At 44.1% G+C, this 26,609-nt stretch carries 19 protein-coding genes; 5 read left to right on the top strand and 14 right to left on the bottom strand.

What is annotated here, in order from left to right:
* Positions 1-245: 245 nt before the first annotated feature.
* The 3 genes from BN6539_RS06440 to ortA (BN6539_RS06430) are packed head-to-tail and all read right to left on the bottom strand — an operon-like array spanning position 246 to position 4,381.
* Positions 246-2,603: a glycyl radical protein gene (locus tag BN6539_RS06440; protein WP_067535383.1), complete on the bottom strand. Its 2,358-nt coding sequence runs from the start codon at positions 2,601-2,603 to the stop codon at positions 246-248.
* A 57-nt stretch (positions 2,604-2,660) separates the two neighbouring features.
* Positions 2,661-4,079, bottom strand: coding sequence for a 2-amino-4-oxopentanoate thiolase subunit OrtB (gene ortB / locus BN6539_RS06435; RefSeq protein WP_067535379.1), 1,419 nt, complete (start codon positions 4,077-4,079; stop codon positions 2,661-2,663).
* Positions 4,079-4,381 (bottom strand): 2-amino-4-oxopentanoate thiolase subunit OrtA, encoded by a 303-nt coding sequence (gene ortA / locus BN6539_RS06430; RefSeq protein WP_067535376.1) that lies wholly within the window; start codon positions 4,379-4,381, stop codon positions 4,079-4,081. The genes ortB (BN6539_RS06435) and ortA (BN6539_RS06430) overlap by 1 nt, the downstream gene beginning before the upstream one ends.
* Positions 4,382-4,789: 408 nt before the next feature.
* On the opposite strand from ortA (BN6539_RS06430), the gene BN6539_RS06425 reads away from it, so the two are divergent.
* Complete coding sequence (locus BN6539_RS06425; RefSeq protein ID WP_067535372.1) at positions 4,790-5,797, top strand: proline racemase family protein; 1,008 nt, start codon at positions 4,790-4,792, stop codon at positions 5,795-5,797.
* A gap of 287 nt (positions 5,798-6,084) precedes the next feature.
* On the opposite strand, the gene dapB is transcribed toward BN6539_RS06425, so the two are convergent.
* The 3 genes from dapB to BN6539_RS06410 form a co-directional block, all read right to left on the bottom strand.
* On the bottom strand, positions 6,085-6,807 hold the full coding sequence (gene dapB, locus BN6539_RS06420; RefSeq protein WP_227142404.1) for a 4-hydroxy-tetrahydrodipicolinate reductase: 723 nt from the start codon (positions 6,805-6,807) through the stop codon (positions 6,085-6,087).
* A 113-nt stretch (positions 6,808-6,920) separates the two neighbouring features.
* Positions 6,921-8,456, bottom strand: a complete 1,536-nt coding sequence (locus tag BN6539_RS06415; RefSeq protein WP_067535369.1) for a sodium:solute symporter family protein — start codon at positions 8,454-8,456, stop codon at positions 6,921-6,923.
* A 39-nt stretch (positions 8,457-8,495) separates the two neighbouring features.
* Entirely contained in the window at positions 8,496-8,684 is a 189-nt protein-coding gene (locus BN6539_RS06410) for a hypothetical protein (RefSeq protein WP_067535366.1), read from the bottom strand.
* Positions 8,685-9,362: 678 nt separating this feature from the next.
* Here BN6539_RS06410 and BN6539_RS22715 point away from each other — a divergent pair.
* Positions 9,363-9,647, top strand: coding sequence for a hypothetical protein (locus tag BN6539_RS22715; protein WP_207645083.1), 285 nt, complete (start codon positions 9,363-9,365; stop codon positions 9,645-9,647).
* Between the two features lie 23 nt (positions 9,648-9,670).
* Positions 9,671-10,474, top strand: a complete 804-nt coding sequence (gene proC / locus BN6539_RS06400) for a pyrroline-5-carboxylate reductase (protein WP_067535357.1) — start codon at positions 9,671-9,673, stop codon at positions 10,472-10,474.
* Between the two features lie 112 nt (positions 10,475-10,586).
* Here proC and BN6539_RS06395 read toward each other — a convergent pair whose 3' ends face one another.
* From BN6539_RS06395 to BN6539_RS06375, 5 genes are read right to left on the bottom strand one after another with little or no spacing between them, the layout of a single operon-like run.
* The gene (locus tag BN6539_RS06395; protein WP_067535354.1) at positions 10,587-12,944 is read right to left on the bottom strand and encodes a glycyl radical protein; all 2,358 of its coding nucleotides are present in this window, start codon (positions 12,942-12,944) and stop codon (positions 10,587-10,589) included.
* Positions 12,945-12,954: 10 nt separating this feature from the next.
* The gene (locus BN6539_RS06390; protein WP_067535350.1) at positions 12,955-15,312 is read right to left on the bottom strand and encodes a glycyl radical protein; all 2,358 of its coding nucleotides are present in this window, start codon (positions 15,310-15,312) and stop codon (positions 12,955-12,957) included.
* Positions 15,313-15,334: 22 nt separating this feature from the next.
* The gene (gene ortB, locus BN6539_RS06385) at positions 15,335-16,759 is read right to left on the bottom strand and encodes a 2-amino-4-oxopentanoate thiolase subunit OrtB (protein ID WP_067535347.1); all 1,425 of its coding nucleotides are present in this window, start codon (positions 16,757-16,759) and stop codon (positions 15,335-15,337) included.
* Positions 16,759-17,061, bottom strand: coding sequence for a 2-amino-4-oxopentanoate thiolase subunit OrtA (ortA, locus tag BN6539_RS06380; protein ID WP_067535343.1), 303 nt, complete (start codon positions 17,059-17,061; stop codon positions 16,759-16,761). Before ortA (BN6539_RS06380) ends, ortB (BN6539_RS06385) begins: the two co-directional genes overlap by 1 nt.
* A 29-nt stretch (positions 17,062-17,090) precedes the next feature.
* The gene (locus BN6539_RS06375) at positions 17,091-18,020 is read right to left on the bottom strand and encodes a glycyl-radical enzyme activating protein (protein WP_067535338.1); all 930 of its coding nucleotides are present in this window, start codon (positions 18,018-18,020) and stop codon (positions 17,091-17,093) included.
* Positions 18,021-18,450: 430 nt separating this feature from the next.
* On the opposite strand from BN6539_RS06375, the gene BN6539_RS06370 reads away from it, so the two are divergent.
* Positions 18,451-19,458, top strand: a complete 1,008-nt coding sequence (locus tag BN6539_RS06370) for a proline racemase family protein (RefSeq protein ID WP_067535335.1) — start codon at positions 18,451-18,453, stop codon at positions 19,456-19,458.
* 187 nt (positions 19,459-19,645) lie between these two features.
* On the opposite strand, the gene BN6539_RS06365 is transcribed toward BN6539_RS06370, so the two are convergent.
* Positions 19,646-21,157: a sodium-dependent transporter gene (locus BN6539_RS06365; RefSeq protein ID WP_067535333.1), complete on the bottom strand. Its 1,512-nt coding sequence runs from the start codon at positions 21,155-21,157 to the stop codon at positions 19,646-19,648.
* A gap of 412 nt (positions 21,158-21,569) precedes the next feature.
* Between BN6539_RS06365 and BN6539_RS06360 the strand changes: the two genes are divergently transcribed.
* Positions 21,570-23,009 carry a sigma-54 interaction domain-containing protein gene (locus BN6539_RS06360; protein WP_197492874.1) on the top strand — a complete coding sequence of 480 codons (1,440 nt, stop codon included), beginning with the start codon at positions 21,570-21,572 and terminating at the stop codon, positions 23,007-23,009.
* On the opposite strand, the gene BN6539_RS06355 is transcribed toward BN6539_RS06360, so the two are convergent.
* Together BN6539_RS06355 and BN6539_RS06350 are read right to left on the bottom strand one after the other, a co-directional pair.
* The gene (locus tag BN6539_RS06355; protein ID WP_067535331.1) at positions 23,010-25,001 is read right to left on the bottom strand and encodes a hydantoinase/oxoprolinase N-terminal domain-containing protein; all 1,992 of its coding nucleotides are present in this window, start codon (positions 24,999-25,001) and stop codon (positions 23,010-23,012) included.
* A 165-nt stretch (positions 25,002-25,166) separates the two neighbouring features.
* The gene (locus tag BN6539_RS06350) at positions 25,167-26,591 is read right to left on the bottom strand and encodes a trimethylamine methyltransferase family protein (RefSeq protein WP_187375461.1); all 1,425 of its coding nucleotides are present in this window, start codon (positions 26,589-26,591) and stop codon (positions 25,167-25,169) included.
* Positions 26,592-26,609: the final 18 nt, after the last annotated feature.

The following is a 26,609-nucleotide window of genomic DNA, read 5'->3' as shown; positions in this document are numbered from 1 at the left end:
TAATCGCATGTTATATTCTCCCGTTAAATAGGACTTCACATATAAACTTTTCTTGATTTGTTCAATTGAAAAAAGTAAATGCACCAAAGATATTGCGAAAAAATTGCAGCAGCCATGACCACGAAAGTGGCATTTACAATTTCCGCAAGAAGAAGATGTTTTTATCTGATTCCCTTTAATGCATTTACTTTTATATATAATCATTTTCTTTATTTCATCCAGGAATTCCGGTCATATTATCAGGATTAAAGACCCTTCTGAATGGTTCTTGCAATAATATTATCCTGGATTTCCTTGCCCAATTCGACAAAGTAGGCGGAATAACCTGCAACACGCACAACAATATTCTTGTATTTGTCCGGTTCCTTTTGTGCTGCAAGAAGGGTTTCATCATCCAGTACATTAATCTGAATGTGATAACCGTGCTGTGCGAAGTGGGCGCGAAATACGGTTTCAATAATGTCCAATCCTTTTTCGCCCGATGCAATTGCCGGATCAAATCTTTGGTTCAGAAGCATACCGCTCTGTGGCAGCATCTCGTCACAACATGCCAGAGAATTTACAACAGCAGTGGGACCGTTTACATCCATACCAATCATTGGAGAAGCGTTGTCTGCAAGAGGTGTATGTGCAAGTCTGCCATCGGGAAGGGCTCCAACCTTTTTACCCATCTCGACATTATATACAACTGTCGCATGTAAACTTGTCCATTGTCCACCATGAGCATCCTTAAATCTATGTAACGAGTCATCTATTGTGTTAACTACATAGTATCCATATTTATCCACCTGTTCGATGTTATTGCCAAACTTCGGTGCTTTGTTAATTAACATCTGGCGCATGTTTTCCTTCCCTTCAAAATTGCTGTCAAGGAGGTCAACCAGTTCCCCCATGGTCAGGTAATTTTTGTTAAATACGCACTCTTCTATTGCAGCGAAGGAGTCAATGGTATTTGCCATACTTGCAATGGAAACCGTCGTGTAGTGATGATCCGAACCTTTTTGCTGAAGCACTTTACCCTTTTCAATACAACCCTGTGAGAAACAGGAGGCTGTAATGGTAGGGAACATAACTCCATGTGCCCCAATTGTGGCATTATGCATTCGAATCAGTTTTTCCATGAAGAAATCAAGCTGGGTTTCAAATGCCCGCTTAACATCATCTATGCACTTGAAGTCTTCTGCCTTGCCCGTCTTTGGTCCAAGCTGCTTGCCGGTCAATGGGTCAACACCATCATGGAGCGCAATTTCAAGAACCTTATTTGTATTAAAGTTTCCGGAGTTGCTCTGAAAATCAGTTTTTCCAAGTACAATCGGTTCAATGCATCCGCAAATACCCCAGTTGCGTGCTTCCTTAAGTGTGAATCCCAGGCTGAGCAGATAGATAATTGCCGAATCATCATTATAGAATGCAGGATGACCGCCGGTGTCTCTGGCTGCTCTAATTGCAAGGCGAAAAGTTTCCTCATTGACATTCTGATGATAGCGGAAGGATATGCAAGGCTCATCTGTCTGTAGATTCAGCAAACAGCGCAGGAAAATGTCAGTCACTTCATTACATGCATCTTTTCCGTCTTCCGTGACGCCGCCAAGCATAACATGCATCCAGAGCGGACAGCCGGGAACTGCAATAGATTCCTTATACTGGCGTATATTCCAAAGTTCCGCAACCTTCAGCTTAAACTCATGAATAAGCTCCTGGAAATAAACTTCATCTTTTCCTTCCGAAGATTCTTTCTGCCAAAACGGATAAGTGTACTGGTCAAATCTGCCCAGACAATGATCTCCGCCTACTGCTTCAAGGCAGATGCAAAGATGAGTAAGCCATACCATCTGACATGCCTGCTGGAAAGTCTGTGCCGGATGTTCCGGAACAGTTCTGCAGTTTTCTGCCATGGTAAGAAGCTCCTGTTTTCTCTTTTCATCCGCACATTCTGCGGCCTGCTTTTCGGCAAGGTCTGCATAGCGATGTGAAAAATTGATGATGGCCTCCATGACAATAATCATGGCTTCCCAGTTCACCCTCTTTTCCATATCATACACATCATTACACTGGAATTCAGCAATATTCTTCTTGCATTCATCAATGTAATGGCGGTACCCCAATTTGATCAGGTTATCATAATCAGGGGAGTGATTCATCGTAGATTGATTTGAAACACCGTGGGTGAATACCAGTGCATCCAGCATCTCTTTAACGTCCGGGGCTTCAAGTGAAGAAGCGTAATCGCCGAATGTCTGTCCCCGCCACTTAGTTACTATTTCTTTTAATTCTGTTTTTTCTTCTTCGCTGTCAAACTTCAGATGATCTGATATTCTGCAGTCAAGGGTATCGAAATCATCGTATAACCATTTGGTGGCTTCAGGATGAAGTGGTACAGCCTGAAACTTATCTCCGGCATGTCCTACAATCTGAGAATCCCCATCAATAAAGATTTTTTTGTTCTCAAGGAAAAAAGCAAAGGCTTTTGCTCTTTGAATAACAAAATTATCCATGGATGGTTTGCTATAGAATTCTGTCATCAGCTTAGCCCGATCCAGGTCGATTGTTGGAAACGTATTTCTCACCTTGTCATTTAGACGTTCGATCCTTTCTGTTAACATATTTACTTCCTTTCCATTTCAAAGATGTTTTCATATTTTATCTTCGTTAATTGTCTTCTAGATGAGTCCCAGTTCAGCCAGCACATTCTTAACATATTCTTCATCAGTATTAGTATCTTCTGCCAGGAAAGTGATATCTGCTGCAGTAGGAGCCTTGTCCTTTGTGCGGACAGCCGACTTCTTAATCAGCCCCTTTCTCAAACGATGGAGATCTTCTTCCTTATAGTGGAAAAGTCCTGCATTTGCGGGCAGGATGATATTAGTTCCCGGTATATCTTCTTTTGCAGGATTTCCGAATCTGATTTCAATTCCGTTATCTCTCGCAAAGGACAGCTGTGGCTGAATGTGTTTTCCTGCACCAGTGTACTCGGTCTCAGAAACAACAATGATCTCATCTTCAGGAAGTTCCATAGCCAGGGCAAAAGCAGCAGCCAAAGCCGTGTTTCCCGCTGGGCCTCTTTCGATTCCCTCCAGTACCGCAAGCATCTCAGTCATGAACATAACCTCTCCCTGGGATGTGGTAACATAGCGGTCCATATATCTGAGCGGACGGGCAGCACTTCTTGGAATGTCACCTGTATCTGGATTCATTGCATGGGGAACGCCAAATCCGGTATGCCCTGTCGTACATGACTTAAGGTTAAACTGATTGTCTGAAGCCATTGAAAGACCTGTCAAATCAATGGATGCTCCGATAATCTGAGTGCTTTTGCAGCCTGCTCTTCTTACTCCTCTTGCACAGCCTGTAATCATTCCGCCACCTGCATATGTACATACAACCATTGCAGGATCCTTGCCATATTTTTTGCGAATTTCTGTGCCTATTTCATAGCCTAAAGTCTCAACACCGGCAATACCAAATGGTGAGTACAGCGAAGCATTGAAATAACCTGTATCTTCCATTACAGAAAGATGTTCATAAAACAATTCCGGTCCAACAGTAAGCTGAATGACTTCTGCTCCCATTGCCTCGCACTTTCTTGCCTTTTCAACGATTTCAGGCTGTCCTACCCTGCGGGAGTCATAGCATTCCTGAACAATGATCGATTTTATTCCTCGCATTGCAGCCTGAGATGCTACTGCAGCACCATAATTGCCGGAAGTAGCAGCAATAACGCCTTCATAGCCCAGCTTTTTTGCATGAGCTACTGCAATGGAAGCTCTTCTGTCCTTAAATGAACCGGACGGGTTAGCCGCCTCGTCCTTTGTAAAGATTCTTGCGCCATATCCAGGTTTTGAATATTTTCTTGCCAGCTTAGTGATATTTCTCAGTTCCAGCATCGGAGTGTTTCCAACGCCTACCTCAGTCTGCATCTCCTGAATTTCTTCCAGGCTATATGCCGCAGCTTTCATCAAAGCTTCATAATCAAATGCAATTAATCCGCTTTCAAATTCGTTATAGTCCAGACCCAAGCTCTTTTTCATAATCTCCTCGGATCTTTCCATTACAGAATCGTAATCTTTTGCCAATGCCATTATTCCTCACCTCCGAACATTTCTTCTCTGAGCATGTTATCAATTTCAATGATCTCGGACACAAACTTTCCATAGCTGTGGGTATAGTACGAACCGACTTCAATCATTGTTCCTTTTTCTTCTCTTCCTGTTGCAGTTTTAATCGTTACAACATCACCGATTTCTGCAGTTTCATCAAGAAGCTGCCCCTTAGTCCACATTTCAAGATCACATTTCCTGGTGTCATCAGGAATTCTGGCCGTTCTGTCGCTGGCCTTCAATACTACGTTATGAATGCGAACCCATTCACCTTTCTTTGCCATTTTGTCCTCCTTTTTCTAATCATTATTTTAAGCCTGAGCAATGCTCCTGATAAGTTTCACCGCCTTAGAGACGGGAAGCATCTATGTTCATACAATGATAAACTTTTTATTCTGTCAGAAATCATTTTTACACCTCTTTCAACTTTCTCAGAAATCTATCCCCATGGTATTGGTAAGATAATAAGCAAAAAATATGCCAACGGCTTATTCTTTTATACGTTGAAAAATCGTAATTACGTCTCCCCTGTTTTTCACGGTCGCTGTTTATGTGTGTATTAATTTTACACCGCGTGTAAAAACAATACACTTGTACGGCTTAGTTCCTTTCGAACATCAAATTCTTTTGGCATAAATATTGCTATAATTTATTTAAGACTATTATTATTCTGGAACGATGGAGGTATAAACATGAATGCAAAAAAAATATTCCGGACTGTAGAAACACACACATTGGGACAACCTACCCGAAACATTATCGGCGGTTTTCCTCATGTCCCCGGTAGCACCATGGCCGAAAAATTTATTTACATGAAAGAGCACGAGGATTGGTTCCGCACACTTATGTCATATGAACCAAGGGGAAATGATTATATGTCATGTACACTTGTTACTGAGCCCTGCACTCCGGGAACCGATGTCGGCGTTCTCTATTTTGAGACCAGCGGCTGGCTTCCAATGTGCGGACACGATACCATCGGTCTTTCCGTAGCTTTGATAGAAACAGGCATGGTAACTGTCACCGAGCCAATTACAACTATTAATCTGGATACCGCCGCAGGTGTCATCAAAATTGAAGCAAAAGTTGAAAACGGTTCTGTAAAGGAAGTCTCCTTTGCCAATGCCCCTGCCTTTGTTCTTCGGGAAAATCTCACCGTCGAAACGAAAGATTACGGTAAGCTTACCATGGATGTAGCATGGGGCGGCAATTTATATGCCATAATGCCAGCCGAATCAATTGGAATCACAATCGATCCAAAAAATACTGCTGAAATTATACATGCCGCACAGTCAATCGCATGCGATATCAACAGACAGGTAGATTTCCATCATCCTGATCTTCCCTTTGTCTACGAGGTCACTCATGTTGAGTTTTACGGTCCGCCAAAAAATCCGAGAGCAGATATTCAGAATACTGTTGTCGCTCTGCCTAAAACAGTGGACCGTTCCCCTTGCGGCACTGGCACTTCCGCAAAATCAGCTGTTCTTTATCAAAAAGGCATGCTGAGAGTTGGTGAATCTTTTGTGCACGAAAGCATCATCGGATCCTGTTTCCGCTGTGAGATTGTCGAAGAAACTGAATTTGCAGGATTTAAGGCCGTAGTTCCAAAGGTAACCGGCAACGCCCATATCCAGGGCTTTGCAACATGGATTCTCGATCCTGACGATCCGTTCCCGAAAGGCTTCCTTCTTGTATAAGCACAGATTAACTAAATCAATAGGCATTACCGACGAATCCGACTTACGTATGATTGCAAATACCTGCCTCATATCCAGCACCTCGTTCCGTCCTTTGACTCACGATGAAATATACGATATTTATTTAGAAAGTCTGTAGAGAAAAAATAGAAGTAACTGCTCAGCAACTTCACTGGCAAACAAAACTACTCCCTTCCAGGCGAACAAGTGAAATAAAAAAAACTTGTCGCTGGGAAGGGAGTAGATTCATCTCTAAAAGAAAAGTCGCCGGGGATAAAAAGATACTGCTAGCCTATCACATCAGCCATTGTATACATTCCTGTGTCTTTGCCCTCCATAAACTCAATCGCTCTGCAGGCACCAATTGCAAAGCATCTTCCTGTATATGCCTGGTGTGTAATTTCTATTCTTTCATCAATTCCGCCAAAATAGATGGTGTGTGTACTAGGAGAATCACCCATCCTTCCGGAATGGAATTCAATCTGCGAAACTTCCATGCCGGCTGCCCCTGCAATAGCTTCTCCCATTTCCAGAGCTGTTCCGCTAGGTGCGTCAAGCTTATTTCTGTCGTGAATATCCATGACTTCGATATCGCAGGAATCGGCAAGATTATCAGCCGCAAATTCCAAAATACGCATCAGCACGTTTACCATAAAAGATGTGTTGGCCGCTTTCAAAACAGGTATCATTTTGCTGGCTTCTTCAATTTTCCTGTTCTGTTTTTCCGTGAATCCGGTGCTTCCTTCCAGCAATGCCTTGTTATGTGCAAGGCATACCTCCAGTACTTCCATCGCAATTTCCGCCCCGGAAAAGTCCACCACCATATCGCATTGATCGATCACAGCTTCCAAGTCATCATATACCATTACCCCGCAGATCTCGGTTCCGATATAATCTCTCCCTTTGGGTCCGATAGCTCCGACCACTTCAATGGTGTCGCATTTCACAGCTTCTTCCAGAATCAAGGAATCCATTTTGCCTTTCGGCGCCGTAATGATTACTTTTATCATCTGTCTTCTCCTCCTGTTCATTATTAAGAAAAAAGGCTGACTCCATGCAAAATGCATAATCATCAGCCTTAGTCCAACATTTCTATTAGTTTTTTTGTGTATTTTATTAGCTATTATGCATGTTTCCTTGCCATATATGTATCATTTTCAGCAACATCCTTGAAGCCGTCAGCCCAATCGATCATAACCTGATCAAGTCCTTTGACTGCGTTTTCAATCCATGTAACTACACAATACACTACCAGAGCTGCAAGCGGTCCAACACCCATTCCGGATACCCAACTGAGTCCCAAAGGTACAGTCCATATTACATACATTGCAGGTCCTGCAATTGACGACAAAATTGCTGCCAACTTAGTTCCCTTCTTTGTCAGAACACCACCATAAAGAGGCATAAATACAGCGCTTCCTATCCCTGACAGACCAAGGTAAATGAAAATCTGAAGGAATGCAGGTGGGTTAACCATGTTGAATAATAATACAATCAGTGCACAGATAACAGTCGCATACCGGGTTACGCGTACCTGTTTTTCAGGCGTCGCTTTCTTTGAAAGACCACCGTAGAGGTCGCGTCCGATAGACTGTCCTATAACCAGAAGAATTGAAGTGGCTGTTGATACGATTGCAGAGAAGAATCCTATCATACATACACAAGCAAGAATCGGCGGCAACAGCTGAGACGACATTGTTACGGTCAAATAATCTGCTTCTGCATCTGGGAAAATAACTCTTCCGCAAAGTCCGCAGATGAACATAAGATTGAACAAGAATCCGGTAACCATGGAAATCATGGAAAACTTTGCAACATCTTTCTTATGTACAGCTGGAAGTGCCAAATACCTTGAAGTGATATGGGGTGCGCAGAACATAATAGTGCATCCCCATGTTATAAGGCTGATAATTCCCATCCAGCCAACGACGGTTCCGTCTGCCTGAGTTGGTCCAGCTTCAGAAATGTAAAGAGCTTCTGGCCACTTGTCAGCCAGTGTAGCCTCTAGCGAATGCATACCGCCAACCTTATAAACCGCTACAACTACCATCATAACACACATAACTGTCATGAAGCATCCCTGGAAGAAGTCTGTCCATGCTACTGAACGAAGTCCTCCAGTATTCACGTAGAATACTACAACAGCTAACATTATGATTAGGCCAACCTTAAACGGAATACCGGTATATGTTTCCAGAAGAGCTGCCGCACCCTTGAACTGGGATACCAGCATGAACAGGAAGCATATAGTAATAACAATCGTCAAGTAGTACTTGAGGAATGGGCAACGATAACGATCGCCAAGATATTCGGTTAAGGTCAACGAACCATACTTTTCTGCCTGAACACGCATCTTTCTGATAACAATATATCCAGGAAGAACCAGTCCCGGAACAACGCCGACAACAAGCCAGAAATAAGGCCAGCCGATTGTAGACATCATACCAGGGTCTCCGATGAAGGATCCTGCTGATACCGCAGATGCCGCATATGACATTGCAAGTACAATCAGAGGCGTTGATTTTCCACCGAGGAAATACTCAACTTCAGCACCAGTACCACCGGATTTGTTTTTTCTGCCGGCCCAAACACCGACATATAATAAGAATCCCAAGAATGCAACAAGGAATATCCACGCCATTACACGTAGGCTATTCATATTTTTCACCTCACTTAAAAATTAAACAATTACTTAATACTATTTAGTCGCCGCGCTTGCTGCATCTCTTTCTTTTCTTTTCTTAACATTCTGTGCAGCAAGTTCAGCAAGTCTACGGTCAAGATCATCCTCATCACTTGGATTCTTTCCGAGCCACAGGATGGTGACAACAATACAGATTACCATAGTAAGAGCTGTAATACCGATAAAAAACAACCAAGTAGGCATATTGTGTCTCCTTTCTTTATGATAACGGCTGCTCACCGCTCTACCAAAATATCGGTAAGAGCAGCAATAATTTTAGTTGACATCAAAATCTTCATTGACATGCTGATAAATTCAGAGTTATAATCACTGACTTCCGATGCCGCATTGAACGTTCAATACAGACTTTATATCATCTCGTTTTCTATTTGTCAACGGTTTACCGAGTGGATATTTTACACACAAGTTTGAATTATTATTAAACACTGAATTTTCATTAAAGAGTATAAATGTAATAAGATTTCAATTAATAGTTATATTTACCAAAAATTGATTAATATACTGTTTATTTATAGATTTTCTTCAATTTAATGTTAGATATTTTGCAATTTGGCACATAACTTGCAATTATATAATATCGGATAGTTATGCGTACCCCAGAAGGCGTTGTCCTAGGGCACCTGCCCTTGAGAAATAAGGAAAACAAAAAAATAGTGGGTATTTTTTACCCACTTGATAGTGACGAATATCTGGGCGCTCTAAATTATCGTGTGGGTAGAAAAATATACCCTCCATGTATTATGATTATCTTGTCAATAATTCAATGTTACATGAAGGGAGGACTGCGTTATTCCTAATATTGATTTTATCAAAACGTTGCTAAATGTCACTACCTCTGATATTGCAAAATGCGATATCAGAATGGAAGAGGATGCTGTCCGTTATGAAATTACTCCGGTAAGAAAACCGATGTTCTGTCCTGTATGTGGAGGCCCGATGATAGGTCATGGACATAAGCTGAGGATCATCAACCAGCCCCGAGACTTCAGCCAGTCCACAGGGCAGGTGTTCTTTTTGTGCCCAACGGTAGTTCTACCTTTCTTATCTTTGAGAATATATCTATTGTATGACAACAAATATAAGTTGACAACAGGAATGACAATAGATATAATAAGGGTAGATAAAATTGACTGGAAGAACGTGTAAATAATAAGAAATGAGGAAATGAAATGAGCAAAAAAATTGTTTTCTGCGGTGGCGGCAACATGGCAGAAGGAATAATGCGAGGACTGCTTCAGAATGGAGTAAATCATCCTGAAGACATTACTGTTAATGAATTGGTTCCAAACCGCTGTGAATACTTGACGAAGACCTATGGCGTAACGGCGACAAAGGATGCAGAGGCATCAATTAAAGAAGCCCATATGGTAATCATTGCGGTCAACCCGCCCCAAGTGCCGACAGTCGCGAAGATGCTAAAACCGTTAATCAGCAAAAAAACGATCATCATGTCCATTGCAGCCGGTGTAACGATCTCATCTGTGGAAAATATCGCAGGCAGTGATAAAAAGGTTGTTCGCGTCATGCCCAACACCCTCAATCAGTCAGGCGATGGCTATAGTGCTGCCTCATTCAACGAAAATTGTACAGAGCAAGATCAAGCATTGGTGGATGAGGTCCTCAATGCCCTGGGACAGGTGATGCACATTAGAGAAGAAATGTTCAATACCTTTACTGCGTTCAGCAATGTAGGACCGATGTGGTTATATAAGATGACAGAGGCGTTGATTGACGCTGGTGTCTACATAGGCTTCAGCCGTACCGATGCCCGCAATATTGCAATCAAAAACATGGCAGGCGTGGCAGGCGTCCTGGAAATAACCGGTGAGCATCCGGCTGTTAAGGTGGATCAGATGACTTCACCTGGCGGAACAACCATCGAAGGATTGAGAGTGCTGCAAGAAGAAGGATTTTCTACAGCAATCATGAAATCAGTCATTGCTTCATTTGAAAAAGTAAATGCATTTGAATAAACAAATACCATCCTTAAGGCTGCCATTTGGCGGCCTTTTATTTTACAAAGAAAAAGAACTGCCCATTGCTATGGAACAGTTCCTTCCTGTTTATTATTTATGATTTTTGATTTTACAGTCCTGTCTGTATCGTTCTTTCGATGATGTTTTCCTGAATGTTTTTCTCCAAGTCGACGAAGAAAGCAGAATAGCCTGCAACTCGAACCAGCATGTTGCGATAGTTTTCCGGATGTACCTGTGCATCTCTCAGAGTCTCGTTATCCACGACGTTGATCTGCATGTGGCTGCCCTTCATTTGGAAGTGTGCCTTTAACACCGTTTCCACGATGTCAATACCCTTTTCACCTTTTACAATCTGTGGATCAAAGCGCTGGTTCAGCAGCATTCCAGCCTGTGACGCCTCCTGATTGATAGAATCCAGGGATTTCACGACAGCGGTTGGTCCACAGGTATCACAGCCGATCATCGGGGAAGCATTATCTGAAAGCGGTGTAAACCCATGTCTTCCATCTGGAGTCGCTGTAATATTTTTTCCAAGCTGTACATTGTAGGACTGGGTTGCGCACACAGAGATGAACTTGCCGCCTCTTCCGTCCATATACTTCTTTATCTCGGCATCGGCATTTTCAATTACAAACTGCGCGTACTTGTCAGCCTGTTCAATATCATTGCCATACTTCGGCGCTCTCTGTATCAATACCTGGCGAATATCTTCCTTATCCTTGAAGTCGCATTCCAGTGCATCCATCAACTCTGACATGGTCAGATATTTTTTGTTGAATACACACTCTTCAATTGCCGTAAAGGAGTCTGCGATATTCCCAAGGCCCGTCGTCGCCATAGCATCCCATCGATAGTCGGCTCCTTTGTCCTGCAGCAGCTTCCCTTTTTCAATGCAGCCCTGGGTAAATGCTGAGGCAAGCAGCGTCGGCATGGTATATGCGTGGGCAGATACCATTCTGTTAAACTTGCCGACAAAACGCTTGATGAAATATGCCTGCTGTGTTAAATACGCTTCTTTCAATTGTTCTATGGATGTAAAGTCTCTCGCATTTCCCGTTTCCGGTCCGATCTGTTTTCCAGTAACAGGATCTTTTCCTCCATAAAGGGCGATTTCAAATACCTTTATGGTGTTAAAGAATCCAAGCATGGACTGATAGTCTGAAAGACCTGGTACAATTGGCTCAGTACAGCCCAGCAGGCACCAGTTCCTCGCCTGCTCCAGAGTGAAACCGATATTTATAAGGGCCGGGATACTGTTGTTATCATTGAAGAACGCCGGATGGCTTCCTCCAGTTAATGCAACATTGATAGCAAGTCTGAAGGTTTCTTCATCCACATTGTCATGATATCTGAAGGAAACTGGCGGTTCCTTCGTCTGCAGATCCTCCATTCCGTGAAGTATCAGTCTGGTCAGATCATTGCATGCATCTGTGCCGTCTGCCTTTTGACCGCCCAAGGTCAGCTGAATGTACAGCGCACATCCAGGGTATGCACCGGATTCAAACTCGTCTCTAAGATACCACATTTCCTCGATTCGCAGTTTGAATTCATGGATGATATCCCCGATTTCCTGCTCAGAGACGCCTTGTTCCAAATCCTTTTTATAGAATTCGTACATATACTGGTCAAAACGACCCAGGGCATGGATATATCCCATATTTTCAATCATGATCGCATCATGGGTGAACAGGACAAACTGGGCTGCCTGCAAGAAAGTCTCTGGCGGATTTTCCGGTACCATTCTGCAGTTTTCGGCAATGGTTTCATACATCTTCTTTTGCTCTGCATCACTACATGCCTTTGCCAGTTCCTCCGCCAGATCAGCATATCTGTGAGCCATGACAATGACCGCTTCCATGGAAGTGATCATTGCTTCCCACTTCATTCTCTGATCCGTGTTTTCAATGGTCATATCATCATCTAATTTTGCAATCTGCGCCTTGCACTGATTGATATAGTAACGATATCCCCGTTTCACCAGATTCTCATAGTCAGGTGCATGGCACATGGTCGAGCATTGCTGTATTCCCCTGGTGAAGATTCCGATATCTACCAGCTCGTGTTCTTCTTCGGTCATGAGCGCATCGGTATAGTCTCCAAAGGTATGGCCTTTCCATGTCTCTGCAATTTCCCTCAGTTCATCCTTTTCTCCCGGCATGTACTGGAAGGGGTCAAACTGGCGAGTATCAAAAGTTTCTACTGCCTCAGGCAGCCAATTCATCATCTCAGGAAACACCGGCACAGCATGGGTTCTGGACGCAATGCTTCCTGCTAACAGGGAATCCTCTTCAATATAGATTTCCCTTGTCTTCATCACTTTCATGAACAGCTCGGCTCTCCTGCGAACATATGGCTCCACTGATGGCGTTTTATAAAACTCCGTCGCGATTCTGGCTCTGTCAAGACAGATCGTAGGGGTCGTGGTTCTGATTCGGTCACGTATTCTTTCAATTCTTGATGATAACATCTCTGCCTCCTTAACATCCTGTTTGTATGGTTCTGTCGATAATATTATTTTGAATTTCTTCGCTCAAGTCTACGAAGTACGCGGAGTATCCGGCTACTCTGACGAGGATGTTTCTATACTTATCCGGTTCCTCCTGCGCAGCCCGCAGCACCTTGTCGTCTAATACGTTAATCTGAATGTGGAAACCGCCTTTTAAAAAGTGTGCTTTGAACACGGTCTCTATAATATCCAGGCCCTTTTCACCTGCACACACGGTAGGGTCGAATCTCTGATTTAGCAGCATCCCGCTTGCCGGAACGAGCGGATCACAGCATGCCAGAGAGTTTACGACTGCAGTAGGGCCGTTTGTATCCATTCCCGCCATTGGAGACGCATTGTCTGCGAGAGGCGTCGCGGCCAGTCGTCCGTCTGGCGTCGCGCCGATCAGTTTGCCCAGTTCCACATTGTAAGCCTGTGTTGCAATGACCAGTGTGAACACACCGCCCATCGCGTCACGATACTTCTTTGCTTCTGTATCCAGTACATCCACAAGCCAGTAGGAATACTGATCCACCTCTTCGATGTCGTTGCCGAACTTCGGCGCCTTGTTCAGAAGCATCTGCCGTTTCTCTTCATGTCCCTCAAAATTGTGATCCAGCATGTCGATTAATTCGTCCATGGAAATGTATTTCTTCTTAAATACGCATTCATCTATGGCTTCTAAGGAGTCAATGACATTTGCCATTCCTGTAATTGCTATGGCCGTGTAATGATGATCCGAACCCTTTTGCTGTAAAAGCTTTCCCTTTTCCATGCAGCCAACAGCCAGGGTTGAGCCAGTTATGGTAGGCAGGGTGTAAGCATGGCCGGCCAAGGTTCTTGCGTACATGTCTACAAACTTGCTTAAGAAGAATTGAAGCTGTTTCTTAAATGCTTCTTTTACATCCTCAATATCCTTGAAGTTTCTAGGATCACCCGTTTTCATTCCCATCAATGTATCTGTCACATGGTCATATCCGTCATGAAGCATGATGTCAAAGATTTTAATCGGATTAAAATATCCCGGATTACTCTGGAAATCTGATTTTCCTAAAACATGTGGTTCTATGCAGCCGCAGATTCCCCAGTTCCGTGCTTCTTTCAGTGTAAAGCCAAGCTGAAGCAGGTAGTTGATCGCCGTATCGTCATTGTAGAAGGCCGGGTGTCCGCCCGTATCTCTTGCCGCTTTGATGGCCAGTCTGAAGGTCTCTTCATCAATATTTCGATGATAACGGAAGGAGATACATGGTTCGTCCGTCTGTAAATCCAATAAGCAGCGAAGGAATACTCTTGTCAGTTCATTACAGGCGTCTTTCCCGTTTTCTTTTACGCCGCCCAGGATGATGTGCATCCAAAGAGGACAGCCCGGGTCAGCCACAGATTCCGCATAGCATCTGATATTCCACATCTCCATAATTTTCAGCTTGAACTCATGGATGATGTCGGCAAAAAATTCTTCCGTCTTTCCCTCAGCTGCTTCCTTTTCAAAGAACGGGAGCATATACTGGTCATATCTGCCCAGGTTATGGTCTCCGCCTGATACCTCTAAAGTAATGGCAAGATGATGGAACCATACAAGCTGTGTTGCCTGCAGAAAGGTCTGCGGAGGATTTTCCGGAACCGTGCGGCAGTTTTCAGCCATGGTGAGAAGTTCTTCTTTTCTCCTTGCATCTTTGCATTCTATGGCCTTCTGCTCAGCCAGATCAGCGTAGCGATGTGCCAAATTGATGATGGACTCCATGACAATGATCATGGACTGCCATGCGATTTCCTGCTCCATATCGTATACATCATTGATTTTATGGGCTGCAAGCTTTTCCCTGCATTCATCGATGTAATAACGATAACCCCTTTTGATGAAGTTATCATAGTCTGGCGAGTGATTCATAGTAGACTGATTGGATATGCCATGGGTCAGCACGCCTGCCTCGATCATTTTCTTTGTATCATCATCGATCAGACTGCTTGCAAAATCTCCAAAGGTGTTGCCTCTCCACTTCTTTACGATCTCCCATAAGTCCTCTTTATCTTTTTCTGAGCGGAAGGCCAAGTTGTCAGATGGTCTTTTGTCCAATGTATCAAAATCGTCGTAAAGCCATTTTGTGGTATCCGGATGTAAGATGACGGATTGCACGCGGCTGCCCTGATGGCCGGCAAGCTGCTCATCATCATCGATGAAGATCTCCATATTCTCCAAATAGTGTTTAAAAGCCTTTGCTCTTCTTAGAATATAGTTATCCATGGAAGGCTGGGCGTAAAATTCCGTGATTAATCTGGCTCTGTCCAAATCAATGGTCGGCTGGGTGTCACGAACTCTTTTGCTGAGTTTTTCGATTCTTTGTGAAAGCATAACGGGTCTCCTTTCCTTTCAATTAAGCGTTAATTGTTACTCCCTTATCCTTAAGCTCTGCCACGACGTAGTCTCTGTCACATTTGATTTCTGCCATAATGAACTGAATATCTTCTTCAGTGGCTGAAGTCATATTGTGGTTGTTCACACAGTTCTTAATGTAAGATTTGTGCGCCTTATCCATATCGTATGGCCTTGCTTTTATCATTGACGGATCTGCCGGGAACACCAGGTTCTGTCCCGGAACTTCATCATCGGGGTTACCGAATACAACATCCACTCCATTTGCCTTGGCAAAGGTCAGCTGCGGCATAGGGTGCTTGCCTGCACTTGTGTATTCCGTTTCCTGGACAACCAGGATCTGATCTTCATCCATTTGCTGTGCGAGGGCGAAAGCCGCTGTTAATGAAGTGTTGCCTGCAGGACCTCTTTCATAACCTTCCAGAACGGCTAGTGCCTGGGTAATATAGAAGAGTTCGCCCTGTTTGACAGTTACCAGTTCATCCATATATCTCAGCACTCTGGCTGCATTTCTCGGGCAGTCTGAACGATCCGGCCAGGTAGTAAACGGTAAGCTGAAGCCGGTGTGGCCTGTCGTACAGGACTTTCTATTGAAGTCTTTATTCGATGCCATATGCAGACCTTTTAAGTCGATACAAGCGCCGATGATTTTCGTTTCGATTGCGCCCGCTTTGATCAGTCCTCTTGCCGTGCCAGTTAGGTTGCCGCCGCCTGCATTGGTGCAGACAACTGCTTCCGGGTCTTTTCCAAATTTTTCTCTGCACTGCATAGCCAGTTCATAACCTAAAGTTTCTACGCCTGCAATGCCAAATGGTGTATATAAAGATGCGTTAAAGTATCCTGTATCTTCCAGCAGGCTTAAATGAGTTGAAAACAGTTCAGGCCCTACTGTCAGCTGAACGACTTCTGCTCCGTAAGCTTCGCAGATTCTCTGTTTTTCCAGGATCTCCGGCTGACCGATTTTCTGATCGTCATAGCATTCCTGTACGACAATACATTTCAATCCCTGCATGGCCGCCTGAGATGCAACTGCTGCACCATAGTTTCCGGAAGTGGCAGCGATAACGCCTTTGTATCCAAGCTTTTTCGCATGATGCACTGCGATGGAGGCCCTTCTTGCTTTAAAGCTTCCGGACGCATTGGCTGCCTCATCCTTTACGACGATTCTCGCGCCTTTTCCTTTTGGCGCATATTTTCTGGAAAGTGCAGTGAGATTTTTAAGCTCGATCAAAGGGGTATTGCCTACACCGTGATCTAATTGAATCTTCTGCATCTCCTCCATGGAATAGCCCGCTTCTTTCATCATTCTTTCGTAGTCAAAGCCTATTCCGGGTAACTCAAACTGCTCGTAATCAATCTGCATTGCATTTTTTATAATCTCATTTTTGCGGGCGTTTATCGCTTCATAACTCTTATCTGCTTTCACTAGTTTGCCTCCTCCATCAGTTCTTTTAATTGTAATTCTATTTTTAATAACTCCGGCTGGAAGTCACCATAGTCGTGTATGTATCTAGGATTTACCTCAACTAAAGTTCCGCTGGTTCTTCTTCCCGTTACAGTTACAATCTCCATGGCCTCTCCTATCACTGCCTCATGCCTCGCGATTCCTTTTACCCATAGTTTCAAATCGCAATTCTGCGTGTCTTCCGGGACCTGCGGTGCCCTGTGACCTGCTTTTAGTACCGTTTCTTCGACTTGTACCCAGTCTCCTTTTTTTGCCGTGTTCATCTCATTCGCTCCTTTCGTTTTCTCACATATTATTTCACTATCATTTTCTCATTGTCCTTTATATAGAAACAGGTTTTATCTGTTCCATCCAGTACATCGTTTGCAGCCTTTACTAACTCTCTGATTTGAGATTCCTCCGGTGGATTCACATCACTTAACGCATACTCTCTGCCAAGTGCAGAATACTTGTTCACACCAAATTGGTGATACAAGAGAAGCTCATAGGATTTTATCTGGGGAATCTCTTTGATAAATTCCGCCGTGGAAGTGATATTATCCTTCGAATCATTAAGTCCTGGAATGACCGGCGTTCGTATGGTAATGTCCACCCCGAAAGAGGCGATCTTCTTGATATTTTCCAGTATCATTTCGTTTCCCGCACCGGTAAGCTGCCGATGCCTGCCTGAATCCATATGCTTTATGTCCAGGAACATGCTGTTTACATAAGGAAGCGCTTCCTTGAACTCGTCGTAATTTCCCGCGCCACAGCTTTCAATTGCAACGTCGATGCCTTTTTGCCTGCAAGTCTTGGCAATTTCTGCAAGGTACCTTGGATGGGTCAAAGGTTCCCCTCCAGAGAAGGTGACGCCCCCTCCCATGATGGAATAAAAAATCTTGTCTTTTTCAATTTGCTTGTAAAGCTCTTCTATTTCATATTCTTGGCCTACCAGATACTTCGCACCTGCGAAGCAGTGTTCTGCACACTGAAAGCACTTAATGCATTTTTCTCTGTCTATTCTAAGTCCGTCTTCTGCAGAGAAAATCGCATCTGCAGGACATACTTTGAGGCAGGCCCCGCATCCGATGCATTTACCCTGGGACTCCATGATTTCCTGACCATAGTCCTGGGATTCGGGATTTGCGCACCACTTGCATCTAAGGGGGCATCCTTTAAAAAACACCAGGGTTCTCAGTCCATGACCATCGTGTATAGAGCATTTTTGGATATTAAAGATCATTATGATTCCTCCACACTATCTTTGGTTATCTCTTCATTTATACATTTACATATCGCAAAGGCCGTGCCAACTTTATCTGCCGTTTTAGAGGATTTTTAAGCATTTTCCCTGGAATTTGAGCCATTTTGCTGGGCAAAATCTGTTGAAAATCTGCAAATCACTGCTCTTTCGTACCATTTTTGTTACGTTCTGCTTTTTAAATTGCGGGCTTTCCCTGGCAAAACAGCGAAAAACAAGCATCTTGCATTTTCTTTTGTGAACTTGAGATTTTGCGTATCAAAAACGATACATTCTTCGTTTAAAATTCGTACCTTTTTTGATACATTCCTGTGGAAGGATGCACAAACAGAGCCTATATGAGGCTTTTTCTGTTTGGTTCAATTCTTGCATATATCTAAGCTTAGGAAAAACTATCAGATGGAGGAAAGAAATGAAAGCAAGAAAAATGTTTAGAACGGTTGAAACCCATACATTAGGTCATCCTACTCGTAATGTGGTCAGCGGATTCCGTCACATACCCGGCAAAACCATGACCGAGAAATTTACGTATATGAAGGAGAATGAAGATTGGTTTCGTAAAATCCTGGCTTACGAACCTCGCGGGAGCGAAATCATGTCATGCACCATCATCACGGAGCCCTGTACCCCTGGTACGGATGTAGGCGTCCTGTATTTCGAAGCAAGCTGCTGGCTCCCAATGTGCGGCCACGATACCATGGGCGTAACGGTTGCGCTGATCGAGTCTGGCTTAGTTGAAGTAACCGAGCCGATTACAAAGATCAGTCTTGATACACCTGCCGGAATCGTTGAGGTTGAGGCAAAAGTCGAAGACGGCGTTGTGGAGGAAGTATCATTCATTAACGCCCCGGCTCTCGTCTTAAACAGAAATGTCACGGTTCAAACGAAGGATTACGGCCAACTGACTGTTGATATCTCTTGGGGAGGAAATGTGTATGCAATTCTTCCCGCTTCTGCCGTGGGAATCGAAATTGATCCCGGCAATGCGAGCAAATTGGTCGAAGCAGCAAACTCCATTGCTGACGATATTAACGCACAGGTTACAATTCAGCATCCAGAGCTTGACTTCGTTGACCGGGTTACCCATGTAGAATTCGCAGGTCCCCCAAAGGGAGAGGGCGCTGACATCCAAAACTGCGTAGTCGCACTGCCCAAGGTAGTTGACCGTTCGCCATGCGGCACAGGCACTTCGGCAAAGGCTGCCCTTCTCTTTGAAGAGGGCAAGCTAAAAGTAGGCGACTCCTTTCAGCACGAAAGTATTATCGGCTCCCAGTTTCGATGCGAGATTATAGAGGAGACAACCGTTGGCGGCATCAAAGCCATTATTCCCAAGGTCACCGGCAATGCCTGCGTGATGGGCTTTGCAACCTGGGTGCTGGATCCCAAAGACCCATTTCCAGAAGGGTTCCTTTTAGGTTAAACCAGGGGTTCAGCCTCCAGGCTGCGAAAAAAAGAGCGAAGCAGCAAAACCGCCTCGCTCTTTTTTGTAATTACTTATCTTCCTTTTTCTTTGATCCTTTCATTGCTACAGTCATATAAAAGATTGCAGATCCAAAGGTAATCGCTAGACAGAAGATTAAACTGGCAATCCACATAATTTACCTCCTCTATACTTCATCCATGATTCTTTCAGGGATCTCAGGGAATTCTTCCTTATCAGGGTCATAGTAAACGCCAATGGTGTCTTTATTAAACTTCTTCGCAAAGAAGTATGCTACTACAAATCCGACTGCCCACTGGAAAAGAAGGGTTCCCACACTCTCTGTTCTGAACGGGTTCCACCATTGTTCATCCCAGCCAATGGCATCTTTCAGCCAGACGAGCAATACGACGCCTGATACGATCGGGGCAATATAGCCGGCTTTGATATCAAAGGCTCTTGTGATTTTTCTGTCGCTGACTGGGTTGATGAACTTTTCGCGCATCTTTCTTGCCCCAAATTTCATAGCGAGAATACCTGAGAACATACCGCCAATGAAGATACCGAAGCCCCATGTCGTGTCTTGATTGGTGAGAATGTCCTGATTCATAAAGCTAGGGAATCCAAGCAATACCTGGAAGAAAATAGCTCCCGCAATGCATTTTTTACGACTCCATCCCATGTCGATGAAAGGCCCTGCGAATACCGTCGTTACAGCGATAATCGATGTAAAGGCTGCAAAGGCCAGCGACAGGAAGAATAAGGTTCCGATCACTCTTCCCATCGGCAGGGTTTCAAATAAATTTGTCAGTCCGACAAAGGTAACTCCGTTGTTTCCTGACTGCGCCAGTTCCAACGCTTCTTCTGTACTTCCTGCAAATGTGAAGATACATGGAAGAACGACCAGGGTTCCCAGCATAGCGAAAGAAATATCGCCAAATCCTTGTACATTGGTATTTACAACGATATCCTCTTTCTTGGCGGAATACTTGGATAACGTCACACAAAGCATCGTACCGGAACCAAGTGACCAGAAATCCTGTGTTATGGCCTGAATCCAGATATTTGCATTGAGCAATTCTGAAAATTCAAATCCAAAGGAATATTTCAGACCTTCAACGGCGCCTGGCTGCGTCATGGAGTAACAAGCAAGCCCTACCAAAATGACAAGCATAATCGGAACGATGAACTTTGCTGTCTTTTCCAGGAATCCTTGTCTGTTTGTACAGAAAAATACCAAGGCCATGGGAACCAGCCAGCATACCGCCGTTCCCCAATCTGCCGAAGCCACATTGGTAAAAAGCTCCAGTTTGTCTTCGACGCCAAAATAGCTTCCTGTGATTGACATAAACAGATAGCGAACGACCCATGCAAGGATTACCGTATAATTGCAATGCATCATAAAATAGCACAGTGTCGCAAAGGTTCCCATAATCGTCCATTTTGAACCAAGCAGGTCACGAAAGGCTCCAGGTGCAGAGTGACGAGATGCACGCCCTGCAAAGTTCTCAACCATAACCAGTGGAATCGCGATAATCAGCAGCGATACAACTGCCGCTATCACAAAGGCTCCGCCGTAAGTGCAGACAAGACGAGGGAACCGCCAGAGATTACCCGTCCCTACACTGCCTCCTACCATGACCATCAGCAGGCCAAACCGGGACGAATATCCGTCCTTCTTTTTGTTCAGTGTTTCCATTTTTTCTCCTTTCTACTACAATCACAAAGTTAAAGAACGTGTGCTCAAATCAAGAGAAGTTCTTATATTCTCTCAAATTTTAAGCCAACATTAACAACCGCAAAAAATATGCCAATTTTATACCCTTTTTTTGATGGAATCCAATGAGATTTTTCGAAAAATCGGACGATAAACGGGCAGGACACTACCAACGCGTGCCAATTCTAATACACGATTCACTTTTAATATGTTGTTTCCTCGGAGGAAATCTCTCCAAAAAAACAGATACGCACCATTTATGGCACATGTTATCCTTTTTTTGTGCCAAAAGAATTACAATTAGCTATTATCTTTCCTGAATATATGGTACAATGCAGTTCAAAGCAGTTTCTCCACGTCAAGCTTTATGAATCTATTTTTAGGAGGGAATTCCATGAAGTCCACAACTGATAATAATGTTGCAATGCTTAATGAACGTTATTTCTTAAAATGCCTCGACTTTGCACAAAACCCCATTGTGATCTGGGGAGAGAAAACAGAACTGTTATTTGCCAATACTGCATTTTGCAATTTATTTCATATACCTTCACGAGAAAAAGCTATCGGCACCACCCTCGCCGACATCATGAGAAAGGGGAAAATCAAGGCTATCCCGGTGGGTTCGAAACGTCCTGGGCTCAAGGTACCGGAAGTGCTGCAGAGCGGCATCGAAGTTCTCGATTGGAACGTATACCTTGAATATGAGCGGTCGCCAAATGAAAGACAGATTTTATCGACTGATATGTACCCGATCAAGGACGCCGCAGACAATGTAACCGGCGTCATTGAAATTTATCGTTCACACGAGCAGGAAATCAAGAGCGCCCGTAAGATCATGGGGCTTTCTGCGGGATACGACTTTAACTCCATCATCGGATACAGTCAGGCGATCAGGGATAAAATCAATATCGCCAAACAATTTGCAAAAAGCTCCGCAAACGTTCTGGTTACAGGAGAAAGCGGTGTCGGAAAAGAACTCTTTGCACAGGCGATCCATAATCACAGTTCAAGAAGCAAGGGACCTTTTGTCGCTTTGAACTGTGCCAGCTTTCCATCAGAACTGATCGAAAGTGAACTCTTTGGTTATGTAGAGGGTGCTTTTACTGGAGCCTCCAAACGCGGACAGACAGGAAAAATAGAACTTGCCGACGGCGGTACCCTATTCCTAGATGAAATAGGCGAACTGCCTTACTACTTCCAGCCCAAGCTCTTGCGAGTGCTTGAAACGTGGACCATCACCAAGGTCGGTGACAGCAAGCCAATTCCAGTAGATGTGCGTCTTGTCGCTGCAACAAACAGAAATTTGGAAAAGATGGTAGAAGAGGGCCTCTTCAGAAGTGATTTATATTACAGGCTTCAGGTACTGAATGTAGAAATCCCCCCACTCCGAGATCGAAGGGAGGACATCGTTCCTCTGGCTGAATATTTTCTGGAGCAGTTTGCATCTGACGGTAAAAATCAAGCTAAAACTCTCACCAATGAGGCAAAAAGACTTCTCTCAGACCATCTATGGCCCGGAAATGTGCGAGAACTGAAAAATGTAATCAGCCGCATCGCGATTCTTTCACCTGATCCTGTCATAGATGCCGGCTTTCTCGAAAGCATACTTCCCGTTAGAAAAACTCCCCTCGTAAGAAACGCACCAGAGGCAGGCCCAGGCGACACGGATGAGCGCAGAATTCAGCGGGCAAAAGAGGCGATCCAAAGCGCCAATGCGGATTTGGTACACCTGGCTCTGGAGATTACTGGAGGAAAGCGGAAAGAGGCTGCTGATTTAATCGGGGTGTCCCGCAATACCTTTTATCGGATGATGAAAAAACACGAACTCTTATGATTAAGAAAAATCAGTCACTTCAAAAGTAAGACGGGTATATAGATAGATTTCACCGCCTATACCGTTAATGGATGCAGTTTTGTCATAACGCTGTGTGTTGATCCTCGGATTCACAGCTCCTGCATTCAACGCGCGGTCCGTAAGCCAGGGATTCATAAACTCACATGCATAATCGACGGCTTCCTCCAGCGCAGAGAAGTCAGCAATTCCTAAAGGATAATGCACTCTGAACCGATCCGATTCCTTCAAGGGCATAATCTGTACAGAATAAACGAGAGAGAAAGAACCGACAGCAGCGCCCACCGCTCCGGCAACGTCTGCATGATCAGGAAGGATTGCAGCTTCGTGTAGAGATTCTCCTACAAGTGGTATAAATGCCCACGAGGGAGCCCCCGCCCCAACCAGCGCTTTGTCTAACATCAGTTGTATTTGTCTTGAAACGTTCCCTTCATCACATAATGCGGCATCAATCAATCGCTGCCCTTCTCCTCCTGTCAGTAAAGAGAAGCCCTTCATGGCTAAACTTTGCTTCAGCAATTCTCTTCCGATAGTATTCACCACCAGATTTCTGACATAAAGAGCAACGTCATTTGCCGATCTGCCGTAAGGTGCTATTAGACGTGCGCCTAAAATCGAAGCTTTCTGATTCCATTTCTCCAACAACCCCAGGACATGAAGCGCATCTGTGGGTGTAAAAGAGGCGTATTGAATCAGTCCCTTTTCCTCCATCCTCTCAATCTGTCTTTGCTTCAGCCACAATGTGTTTTCGCCAAATAGCAGGACTTCTCTGGCATGGGGTCCATCTTCCAGATTAGCAAGGATTTTTGCTTCAAATGCGTCTTCTGTATCACCAGATCCTCTGATTAAAAATAAGGGTTCTCCGTGATGCCCCTTTTGCAGCAGCATCTTCAGTTCTTCTATGATATGAGGGTGTTCGTGTGCAAGAGAACACAATGATCTGACTCTTCTATATCCCATTGTAAGTGTCTGTGCATCGTCATATATAATTCTGCTATCACCTCCCAGTCCAAAGGTACAGATATCAATTGCCTTTACCAAAGTTTTATGTCCGGCAACAATTGCGCCTTCTTCCAGAAGAACAGGTTTCCCCTTTCCGTCCAGACGGATTATATCCGTAGTCGTTCCCCCGATGTCTACAATAAAGGTGCCTCTCTCGTCTGCATCGGCTAAAGCCAAAAAACGCGCACCACATGCGCTTGCTGCCGGACCTGATAATACCATTTCGACTGGATGCATCTTTGCCCAAGGGGCTCCCACGATAGTTCCATCTCCTCTTACGATGGTAATCGGCACCTGGATTCCTTTTCTGTTGCAGACATCCTCCACTGATGCCAACAGCTCCATGACGATGGGAATCAGACCTGCATTCATCATCGTTGTCGTCGCACGCTTGATTGCGTCTAAATCTGTTGATAATTCATGTCCACAGCTGATATACAGATCCGGTCTCAACTCCTGCAGAATTTCGGCTGCCCGATTTTCGTGAGAGGGGTTTCTTACAGAAAAGAAGCTGGAAATGGCAACAGCTTCTACATTGTCAGGAATCTCTGCTATTTTTTTCCTCATCTGTTCTTCATTTAAAGATTCTTTTTCCTCGCCTCGCTGATTGTGGCCGCCCCCTACTAAAAAAAGGCCGTCAGCATGCAGTGCACCATCTGCCACTGCATTCTTGACAATGGTTTCATTATAGCCAATCAGAATCAGAGCAGCTTTGCGCAGTTTATTCTCTACAATGGCATTGGTTGCCAGGGTCGTCGCAAGGTTAAAAGAGCAAATTGCAGCGGCATCAATATTCTCCAGTATCAGATCCAGCCCTTCTTCTATCGTTTTTACCATATCATCATGGTTCGTCGGCGTTTTCACCCTTGCCTGTACAGACCAGTCCTCACTGCTTATAAACGCTAAATCCGTATAAGTTCCCCCTGCGTCAATTCCTATGATTCCCGGCGTTTTTATTTTATTTTCTTTCATTGCTGATCCCTTTCAATATAACACAAGGACCTGGCAGCAAAACCAGGTCCTTGAAATAAACGTAACTTCATTTATACACCAAACTACTAGCCAGTTCCAGCCGGGGAGTTTCAGCATGAACTCTGCCTGTCATCTCGCTTTTGTTCGCTTGGCAGAATGTTATCTTTATTTTGCATATCTGTCGATAATTTTTTGAAGTTCTTCTTCTTTTTCAAGACCGTATGTATATTTGTATGAACTTTCCAGCTTGTCTAACTGTTTTGCAGCTCGTTCAATCAAAGTGTCCGTTCTGGCTCTTGCCACATACGTAGGATATGGTGCGCGGTCTGTAAGAATCGGCATCATAAATTCAGTTTTAAAGTTTTTAAGAGTATGCTGATTGAATAAGAATTCAGCCTTGACGCCTTCTTCTTCAAGAATATCATACGCCAGAGAAAAGTCATTTACTTCGATACCTCGGCAGATTCTTTCAATCACTCTTACAATCTCGAGGTCCATAACAGTTGCCTCAAAAGAATAGCGATTCAACTGTGAGAATGTTCCCAAACCATTAATGACATTCATTCCAGATTGTCTTGCAAACAAACCGTTCATCAGTTTTTCCCATCCATATTGGGCGTCAAAAGTATTTGCATCTGCCGAGATACCGATACCCACTGTCGGAATCCCATAATAATGAGCCATCTGCAACGATGCCATCTTGAGAATCGGGTACTCAGGCGTAGCAACTGTACAGGCTGCAAATTTCATATCAAAAATTCTCGATGCAGTGAGTAGTCCTATGCGCATTCCCGGTCTGTAGCACTGCGCCAATACAATATGACCGATGACCTCAGCAAAGGACTGTACGATTGATCCGGCAAGAGTGACAGGTGCCGTTGCTCCTGCCATGGTTCCCGTACTGAAAATACACGGAACGTTGTATTTTGATGCTGCCCGAATTACCTCACAGCCATCCTGCCTGATTCCCAATGGTGAAAATGTGCAGAGGTTAAACATTAGTCTGGGCTTTGCCTCTAAGATATCCGCTCCGCCGACCATTTCTGCATTCATTTCGATAATACATTCTGCTCCTTTTTCTGAGTTTGCAAGGGAATGAATTGGCTTCTTTGTCCCTACTAAAGATGCCTTATACATATATACATCCTGTAATTCCGCCGGAATATCGCAAGGCTGCACTGCTGGAACCTGAACGCCGACTTCATCAATCACTTCCATCAGCTTTGCGTGTCTCAACGCCCCCTCATAAGTTCCCTGATGTTCAATGCCGTCCTTATCAACAATACTGGTAAAGTAGCCGGCAGTGGCATAAGTTGAGTCAAATCCACCAAATTGGAAGCACTTTTTTCCTTCCACATCATAGAATCCATAGGATCCGCTCATGATGTCCAGCGTATGTTTTACAAGCTCGTTGGGCAGATAGGCCCGCTTAAGCTCATAATTAATCTTAGCGCCATTTTTCTCTAGTATTTTTAAAGATTCCTTGTCTTCTACCATAATACCAATCTGCCAAAGAACTTCCAAGACCTCCATATGTACTCTGTAAATGTCTTCATCAGATAGTACCTTAAAGTTTTTTGCTAATTCCATAAAATTCTCTCCTTCTAA

The organism is Emergencia timonensis, from assembly GCF_900086585.1.
GTDB classification, from domain to species: domain Bacteria; phylum Bacillota; class Clostridia; order Peptostreptococcales; family Anaerovoracaceae; genus Senimuribacter; species Senimuribacter timonensis.
This window is presented reverse-complemented; position numbering and strand designations above follow the sequence as displayed.

Bases quoted from the DNA above. Each gene is read 5' to 3' on its own strand.
- BN6539_RS06440 (WP_067535383.1), bottom strand. From the start codon at position 2,603: ATGTTAACAGAAAGGATCGAACGTCTAAATGACAAGGTGAGAAATACG.
- ortB (WP_067535379.1), bottom strand. From the start codon at position 4,079: ATGGCATTGGCAAAAGATTACGATTCTGTAATGGAAAGATCCGAGGAG.
- ortA (WP_067535376.1), bottom strand. From the start codon at position 4,381: ATGGCAAAGAAAGGTGAATGGGTTCGCATTCATAACGTAGTATTGAAG.
- BN6539_RS06425 (WP_067535372.1), top strand. From the start codon at position 4,790: ATGAATGCAAAAAAAATATTCCGGACTGTAGAAACACACACATTGGGA.
- dapB (WP_227142404.1), bottom strand. From the start codon at position 6,807: ATGATAAAAGTAATCATTACGGCGCCGAAAGGCAAAATGGATTCCTTG.
- BN6539_RS06415 (WP_067535369.1), bottom strand. From the start codon at position 8,456: ATGAATAGCCTACGTGTAATGGCGTGGATATTCCTTGTTGCATTCTTG.
- BN6539_RS06410 (WP_067535366.1), bottom strand. From the start codon at position 8,684: ATGCCTACTTGGTTGTTTTTTATCGGTATTACAGCTCTTACTATGGTA.
- BN6539_RS22715 (WP_207645083.1), top strand. From the start codon at position 9,363: ATGGAAGAGGATGCTGTCCGTTATGAAATTACTCCGGTAAGAAAACCG.
- proC (WP_067535357.1), top strand. From the start codon at position 9,671: ATGAGCAAAAAAATTGTTTTCTGCGGTGGCGGCAACATGGCAGAAGGA.
- BN6539_RS06395 (WP_067535354.1), bottom strand. From the start codon at position 12,944: ATGTTATCATCAAGAATTGAAAGAATACGTGACCGAATCAGAACCACG.
- BN6539_RS06390 (WP_067535350.1), bottom strand. From the start codon at position 15,312: ATGCTTTCACAAAGAATCGAAAAACTCAGCAAAAGAGTTCGTGACACC.
- ortA (WP_067535343.1), bottom strand. From the start codon at position 17,061: ATGAACACGGCAAAAAAAGGAGACTGGGTACAAGTCGAAGAAACGGTA.
- BN6539_RS06375 (WP_067535338.1), bottom strand. From the start codon at position 18,020: ATGATCTTTAATATCCAAAAATGCTCTATACACGATGGTCATGGACTG.
- BN6539_RS06370 (WP_067535335.1), top strand. From the start codon at position 18,451: ATGAAAGCAAGAAAAATGTTTAGAACGGTTGAAACCCATACATTAGGT.
- BN6539_RS06365 (WP_067535333.1), bottom strand. From the start codon at position 21,157: ATGGAAACACTGAACAAAAAGAAGGACGGATATTCGTCCCGGTTTGGC.
- BN6539_RS06360 (WP_197492874.1), top strand. From the start codon at position 21,570: ATGAAGTCCACAACTGATAATAATGTTGCAATGCTTAATGAACGTTAT.
- BN6539_RS06355 (WP_067535331.1), bottom strand. From the start codon at position 25,001: ATGAAAGAAAATAAAATAAAAACGCCGGGAATCATAGGAATTGACGCA.
- BN6539_RS06350 (WP_187375461.1), bottom strand. From the start codon at position 26,591: ATGGAATTAGCAAAAAACTTTAAGGTACTATCTGATGAAGACATTTAC.